Raw genomic sequence first — 6,000 nt, 5'->3', positions numbered from 1 at the left:
ACCTGTACCCCCTCACCCGGATCGCAAGAGCGATCCGACCTCTCCCGCAAGCGGGGCGAGGTGAAGCGACTACTTCGCCTTCTTGGCTTTCGCCTTCTTGGCCTTCTTCACCGGCTTCTCCTTCGCCTTCTTCTCCACCTTCACCGCGACCGGCGTGCTGGCGACGATGCGCATGGCGCGGGCGTAGCTGTCGGCGACGTTGTCGGCGGACATCTGCAGGCGCTTGGCGGCGGCGCTGGCCTGCTCCAGGGTGGCCTTGGCCAACACCTTGAAGCGGTCGCCCGTCTCCTTGCTCTTGGCTTTGGCCGCAAGACCGCTGAAGCGATCCCGCCGCTCCTTGGCGCGGGTCATCAGGCCCGTCTGCAGCTGTCTGGCCAGTTGCCGGATCACGACATCCAGGTCGGCGTCCGCCATGTTCTTCTATCCTCTTGAAAACAGTATCGATGCGGGCGGGACTATGCAGATCGGGCCCCACCTTGGCAATTGCCGGCGGTGCGTCATCCGCAGCTTCCGGTCCCCAAAACAAAAAAGCCGCGCATTTTTGCGCGGCTTTTGGGAGGGCTTTTGGAGTGACTTGGCGCAGACGCCTTATTTCAGCGAGGCAACCGGGCCGCTCGACGCTGCCGGGTCGGGGTCGAAGCCGAACACGCCGACCAGATATTTGTAATAGTCCGGCATCTTCTCCTTGAGCGCCTCGCGCGACTTGGGGTCGTGGAATTCGCTCTTTCCGGCGAGGAAGATGCTGGCGGTCACGGCGAAGAATTCCATGGGATTCTTCATCGCATAGGCTTCCTTGGGCAGGAGATCCTTGGACTTGGCATAGGCGTAATAGGTGATCACGCCCTTGTTGGCGTAGCCGTCCGGCAGCAGCCGCGCGTGATAGGCGTGCAGCAACTCGTGCAGCAGCACGGCCTCCTTCTCGTAGCGCATCATGTCCGGGCGCAGCATGATCACGCCGAGCCCCGAATCGACCGCGAGGTCGACGGCGTTCGGATTGCTCCAGCGCTGCTTGTTGGGATCCCAAAACGTCAGCGTCCGCGGAGCGGTGCGCTGGATGTCCGGCGTAACCCGGCCGTAGCACGCGGTCGCAGCACCCTCGTCGAGGCAGGCCAGCTCGCTCGCGACGATCGGAACGGTATGGAAGAAACGCAGCACGCGCGGGGAGAGGCCGGAAGCCTCGACCACGTCGATCTGGCTCTTCAGATTGTCGGTGAGCTTGTCGACATCCTTGCGGTCGCGGTTCTCGGAGATGTCGAACATGTAGCCACGATAGCCCTGGAAACCCGGCGGCAACGCTTGCGCGGCCTCGCCTGACGCATCGAGCGATCCGGCATTGGATGGATTGGCAAAGAGCGCGCCGACGATGGTCGCGGTCAGCAGCAACGCAATGCGCATGATGAACCCCCTGATGTCACTTCGCCCGGCAGAATAGGCCCGTGTCGTTTGCGAAAAGTGAGTGGGGCGAGACTATGGGACCGATGTTGAGGCGTGCTTAACCGCTGGTTGCAGATCGCCGAGATCGATTAGTGCCGGATTAACCAAGCAGGGTAGGTCTCAGCCCCGGCTCGCGCGCGTCGGAGATCGAGGGCACCCATCATCGGTATCGGCAATTCGTGATGCGATGCAGCGCGTTCTTGCTGCGGTCGATGCAAATGCCGTCGGAACGTTTATGCGCTTGCCACTTTATCCCGTGCCTCTTTTGGCAATTTAAAAATTAGAGGAGACGGGACATGAGGTTCCTGAAATTGTCTGCGGCCGCAGCGGCGCTGCTGGCCGGTACTGCACTCGCGGTCGCGCAATCGAGTTCGACCGTGGGAACTGGCGGCAGCTCGGCTGGCGGCGGCACCAGCAACTCGACGGTCGGCACCGGCGGTTCGTCAGCCGGTTCTGGTAGCGGCTCCGGCTCGGCTTCGACGCTTGGCACCGGCGGCTCGTCCGCGGGCGGCGGCACCAGCAGCTCTACGGTGGGCACGGGTGGCTCCGCGGCCGGCAGCGGCAGCGGCACCGGCTCCGGTTCGGCTTCAACGCTCGGGACCGGCGGCTCGTCGGCCGGTGGCGGCAAGAGTTCGTCAAGTGTCGGCACCGGCGGCTCCGCGGCGGGCTCGGGATCGGGATCGAACTCGGCCTCGACAGTCGGCACCGGTGGATCGTCGGCAGGCGGCGGCAAGAGCGGCTCGACCGTCGGCGCGGCCGGCTCGTCCGCTGGCCATGGCAACGACATGGGCATGGAAAAGGGCAAAGGCCACCACAAGGACGAGATGAAGAAGGACAAGGATTGATGCCTTGGGGGAGCGGCGACAACGCCGCTCCCTTCATCTCTGTTGGAGGAGAACGCAATGAACAAGTCGACCATTGCGATCGCGGTGATCGCCCTGATGGGCGGCACTGCTTTTGCGGAGACCATGGAAAAAACCGGCAAGACCGCATCGGGTGACACCTGCAAGGTGAAGGTGGAGAAGCATGCCGACGGCAGCATTACCGCACTCGGTTCGTCTGGCTCGAGCACGACCGGCTCGACCTCGTCGGCGGGCTCGCTGTCGAGCTCGAGTTCAGCCGGAGGAACGTCCGTGAATGTCCAGGCCGGCGGCGGCAACGTGTCGAGCTCGTCGTCGACGTCAGGCGGCCCCGGTTCGACCAGCGCCAGCACAATCACCGTCAACGGTTGCACGATTTCGACATCGTCGCCTTGAACAAAAGGATTGATTCATGAAGACGTTTCTCACGACCTCGGCGGTCGCGCTTCTGCTCGCCGCTAGCTCACCGCTCTTTGCGCAAACCAGCATGACGGGTGGCACCGGCGGCTCGGCGGCCGCTGGTGGCACCTCGGCCAGCACGCTCGGCACCGGCGGCACCTCGACCTCAGCGTCCGGTCAGACCGGCTCGTCGATCGCGGCCGGCGGCAGCGCGGCAGCGGCGAATGGCAGGGCGCAGACCGGCACGAGCATGAACAAGGGCAACGGTCCTAACCTCAACGCCAATGCCCGCGCGCAGGCGCATGAGGGCGGCACATTCAGCCGCTCGCACACGCGCACCAAGGTGAAAGCCGGCGAGGAGGTCGGTTCGACGACCAAGACCATGTCGCACGTGCCAGGCTCTAGGCCCACCATGTCGACGACCTCGACGACGGCTCGCTAATCCTCACGACACTGCTGCCCGATGCGTCGGGCAGCTTTTTTTGTACCTGCCTCGAACGTCAACCGCCACGCAGCGTGTTGCTGATCCTCGTGACCACGCTGTCCCACCGCCGTTTCTCGGCCGCCGGATAGTTGATCAGCACGCAATGCACGTAGCGGCCGGAAAAGTTGCAGCGGTCGTACCAGATCGCGTCGCGCTTGACGCTGGAGACCACGAAGAAGCGAGGTGTGATACGCTTGTAAATGATGCCGGATGGCGGGTTTTTGCGGGCGAGGAAGGCTGCTGGCGATTCGCCGGTCCTGGGCACCGCCTGCACCGTGAGGTCCGCGCTGCCATCGGCGGAGCGAAACCGCTGCCCATAGCCATCCGGCTTGCCGGCCTCTTCGGTGAAAATGGAGGCCGGAATGTCCACCGCTGTGCCGGTTTCCGGAATGCGATAGCTGGTCCAGCTCTCCCCATGCGCGGCCGCAGAGCTGCAAAGCACCACAGCGATTGCAGCCAGGCTCCTCTTAATTCTCATCATTGACCTCGTCATGTCCGCGGTGCGAGCTGGAGCTCCATCAGCGCAATCCGCTCGAGCACCGCGACATCGCGCTCGCCTGCATTGGCTGTGCGGAGAATGGATTGGGCAAGGGCGTCGACATGCCCGGCATGCACCGGATCAGGCAGTGTTGCGACCGCAGCTCTCAATGCAGCGGTCATGATCTCGATGACCTCGGGGGAGAATTCCGCATTTGAAAAGTTCTTCATCGCCCGGCCGGTGGTACATCACCGCACGCCCTCATCGGACAACATCGGGAAAAAGCGGAAGTTCCTGGGAACGTGATGGACGCCTGCCAGCAGCGCGCGTCGACAACTGAGCACGGGAGCGTGGATCGATCCGGTGCTTCGGCGTAGGATCGCATTGGGCACCAGGCCCCTGGATCAGACAGCCGATAGGAGGATGCCATGTATGCCGCCATCCGTCAGGCCAAGGCGAAAAGCGGGAGCGCAGAGGAGCTGGCGCGCCGCATCAAGGACGGCGCCGTTCCGATCATCAGCGACGTCGACGGTTTCCGCGCCTATTACGTCGTCTATGCCGGCGACGACACGGTGACCGCGATCTCGATCTTCGACAAGTTCGAGCAGGCCGAGGAGGCGAACAAGCGCGCGATCGCCTGGATCGAGAAGGATCTGGGCCCGTTGCTGGCGGGGCATGCGAGTGCGGCGGCTGGGCCGGTGATCGTGCATACGCTGGCGTGAGGTGCGGCGGTCTCGTGCCCCGGACGCAGCGCAGCGCCTCTTCGGCGGTGCGCTGCAGAGCCGGGGCCTATGCGAGACGGGAATTCGTAGCCGCTGGGTCCCGGCTCTGCGCAGCAGCGCAAGAGCGCTGCAGCGCGTCCGGGACACGAGACCTGCATACCCTCACAACTCCCGTGCATTCGAGAACGCGAAACTCGACACCCTTCTCGTCGTCTCGTCCAGGATCAGCGTGCGCGTGATCGGCGGCTCGGCGCGCTGGGCGCAGTTTTCGCGCTCGCACAGGCGGCAGTTGACGCCGATCGGCGTACCCTCCGCCTTCTCCAGGTCCATGCCCGCGGCGTAGACGAGACGGGCGGCGTGACGGATCTCGCAGCCGAGGCCGATGGCGAAGCGCGGTTGCGGCAGCGGATGCGGCGCGACGGGGCGGCGCACCATCTGCGCGATCGAGAAATAGCGGGTGCCGTCGGAGAGCTCGATCACCTGCTTCAGCAGGCGGTCCGGCGTGTCGAAGGTCGAGTGCACGTTCCACAATGGACAGGTGCCGCCGAATTTCGAGAACGGGAACGTGCCGGACGAAAACCGCTTCGAGACGTTGCCGGCGTTGTCGACGCGCAGCAGGAAGAACGGAATGCCGCGCGCGTTCGGCCGTTGCAATGTAGTGAGGCGATGGCAGACCTGCTCGAAGCCGGAATTGAAGCGCTGCGCCAGCAAATGGATGTCGTAGTTGAGGGCCTCCGCTGCCGCCAGGAAGGCCGGATAGGGCATCATCACGGCCGCCGCAAAATAGTTGGCGAGCGTGATGCGGAACAGCCGGCGCGGGGCATCGTCGAGCGGGCCGGCGCGGCCGATGATGGTTTCCAGGTGCTGCGTGCATTCGCCGAGGCCAAGCTGGAAGGCGAGCTGGAACGCGCGGCCGGCCGGATCGACCAGCTCGGAAATCAGGAGCTGACGACGGTGGCGATCGAAACGCCTGAGCGTTTCGCGCATCACGTCCACCGGCATGATGCGGGTCTGGATCGAATGCTTTTCGCGCAGGCGTGCCGCCAGTGCCGCATAGAGCCCCTCGGCCGGCACGTTCAGCTCGTCGCGCAGGGTCTCGGCGGCTTGCTCCAACTCCGGAAAATAATTGCGGTTGGCCTCGATCAGCTCGCGCACGCGCTCGACCGGATTGGCCTCATAGCGGGTGCCGACGTCGCGGTCGGCCATTTGCGCTGCGGCCAGCGTCTCGCCCTGGCGCGCTTCGGTATAGGCGGCATAGAGACGTTGCAGCGCATGGGTGACGCCGGGACAGAGCTCGGCGAGGTCACGCAGTTCCTGCTTCGGAAGGTCGATCTGGCGGAACAGCGGATCGGAGAAGATCTCGTTCAGCTCGGCGAAGAAGCGGTCCTCGTCGGCGGTGGCGAGGTCGCGCAGATCGAGGTCGTAGGTCTCGGCCAGCCGCAGCAAAATCTGTGCGGTCACCGGGCGCTGGTTGCGCTCGATCAGATTGACGTAGCTCGGCGAGATTCCGAGCCCCTCGGCCATCTGGGTCTGCGACAGCCCCAATTGCTGCCGGATCCTCCGGAAGCGCGGGCCGACGAACAGTTTCTTCCCGGACTCGGCGGGCATTTTTACGTCTCCAGA

Annotated in this window: 9 protein-coding genes; 4 read left to right on the top strand and 5 right to left on the bottom strand. The window is 64.5% G+C overall.

The genetic code is table 11. The features are described from left to right. Positions 1-69 precede the first annotated feature (69 nt). Positions 70-414 (bottom strand): hypothetical protein, encoded by a 345-nt coding sequence (locus tag IVB29_RS08565; protein WP_247502950.1) that lies wholly within the window; start codon positions 412-414, stop codon positions 70-72. Positions 415-588: 174 nt separating this feature from the next. Continuing rightward, positions 589-1,395: a hypothetical protein gene (locus IVB29_RS08560; protein WP_247502949.1), complete on the bottom strand. Its 807-nt coding sequence runs from the start codon at positions 1,393-1,395 to the stop codon at positions 589-591. A 335-nt stretch (positions 1,396-1,730) separates the two neighbouring features. Between IVB29_RS08560 and IVB29_RS08555 the strand changes: the two genes are divergently transcribed. The 3 genes from IVB29_RS08555 to IVB29_RS08545 are packed head-to-tail and all read left to right on the top strand — an operon-like array spanning position 1,731 to position 3,135. Beyond that, positions 1,731-2,279, top strand: coding sequence for a hypothetical protein (locus tag IVB29_RS08555; protein WP_247502948.1), 549 nt, complete (start codon positions 1,731-1,733; stop codon positions 2,277-2,279). Positions 2,280-2,336: 57 nt separating this feature from the next. After that, the gene (locus tag IVB29_RS08550) at positions 2,337-2,690 is read left to right on the top strand and encodes a hypothetical protein (protein WP_247502947.1); all 354 of its coding nucleotides are present in this window, start codon (positions 2,337-2,339) and stop codon (positions 2,688-2,690) included. Positions 2,691-2,706: 16 nt separating this feature from the next. Next, positions 2,707-3,135: a hypothetical protein gene (locus tag IVB29_RS08545; RefSeq protein WP_247502946.1), complete on the top strand. Its 429-nt coding sequence runs from the start codon at positions 2,707-2,709 to the stop codon at positions 3,133-3,135. Between the two features lie 58 nt (positions 3,136-3,193). On the opposite strand, the gene IVB29_RS08540 is transcribed toward IVB29_RS08545, so the two are convergent. Next, entirely contained in the window at positions 3,194-3,658 is a 465-nt protein-coding gene (locus IVB29_RS08540) for a hypothetical protein (RefSeq protein WP_247502945.1), read from the bottom strand. 8 nt (positions 3,659-3,666) lie between these two features. Then, positions 3,667-3,885, bottom strand: coding sequence for a hypothetical protein (locus IVB29_RS08535; protein ID WP_247502944.1), 219 nt, complete (start codon positions 3,883-3,885; stop codon positions 3,667-3,669). Between the two features lie 198 nt (positions 3,886-4,083). Here IVB29_RS08535 and IVB29_RS08530 point away from each other — a divergent pair, with 198 nt between their 5' ends. Continuing rightward, entirely contained in the window at positions 4,084-4,377 is a 294-nt protein-coding gene (locus IVB29_RS08530) for an antibiotic biosynthesis monooxygenase (protein ID WP_027575542.1), read from the top strand. Between the two features lie 162 nt (positions 4,378-4,539). On the opposite strand, the gene IVB29_RS08525 is transcribed toward IVB29_RS08530, so the two are convergent. Continuing rightward, complete coding sequence (locus tag IVB29_RS08525; RefSeq protein WP_247502943.1) at positions 4,540-5,985, bottom strand: XRE family transcriptional regulator; 1,446 nt, start codon at positions 5,983-5,985, stop codon at positions 4,540-4,542. Positions 5,986-6,000 lie beyond the last annotated feature (15 nt).

The sequence above is a fragment of the Bradyrhizobium sp. 1 genome, from assembly GCF_023073315.1.
Taxonomy (GTDB): Bacteria; Pseudomonadota; Alphaproteobacteria; order Rhizobiales; family Xanthobacteraceae; genus Bradyrhizobium.
This window is presented reverse-complemented; position numbering and strand designations above follow the sequence as displayed.

Coding starts and splice junctions, on each gene's coding strand:
- IVB29_RS08565 (WP_247502950.1), bottom strand. CDS start 414: ATGGCGGACGCCGACCTGGATGTCGTGATCCGGCAACTGGCCAGACAG.
- IVB29_RS08560 (WP_247502949.1), bottom strand. CDS start 1,395: ATGCGCATTGCGTTGCTGCTGACCGCGACCATCGTCGGCGCGCTCTTT.
- IVB29_RS08555 (WP_247502948.1), top strand. CDS start 1,731: ATGAGGTTCCTGAAATTGTCTGCGGCCGCAGCGGCGCTGCTGGCCGGT.
- IVB29_RS08550 (WP_247502947.1), top strand. CDS start 2,337: ATGAACAAGTCGACCATTGCGATCGCGGTGATCGCCCTGATGGGCGGC.
- IVB29_RS08545 (WP_247502946.1), top strand. CDS start 2,707: ATGAAGACGTTTCTCACGACCTCGGCGGTCGCGCTTCTGCTCGCCGCT.
- IVB29_RS08540 (WP_247502945.1), bottom strand. CDS start 3,658: ATGATGAGAATTAAGAGGAGCCTGGCTGCAATCGCTGTGGTGCTTTGC.
- IVB29_RS08535 (WP_247502944.1), bottom strand. CDS start 3,885: ATGAAGAACTTTTCAAATGCGGAATTCTCCCCCGAGGTCATCGAGATC.
- IVB29_RS08530 (WP_027575542.1), top strand. CDS start 4,084: ATGTATGCCGCCATCCGTCAGGCCAAGGCGAAAAGCGGGAGCGCAGAG.
- IVB29_RS08525 (WP_247502943.1), bottom strand. CDS start 5,985: ATGCCCGCCGAGTCCGGGAAGAAACTGTTCGTCGGCCCGCGCTTCCGG.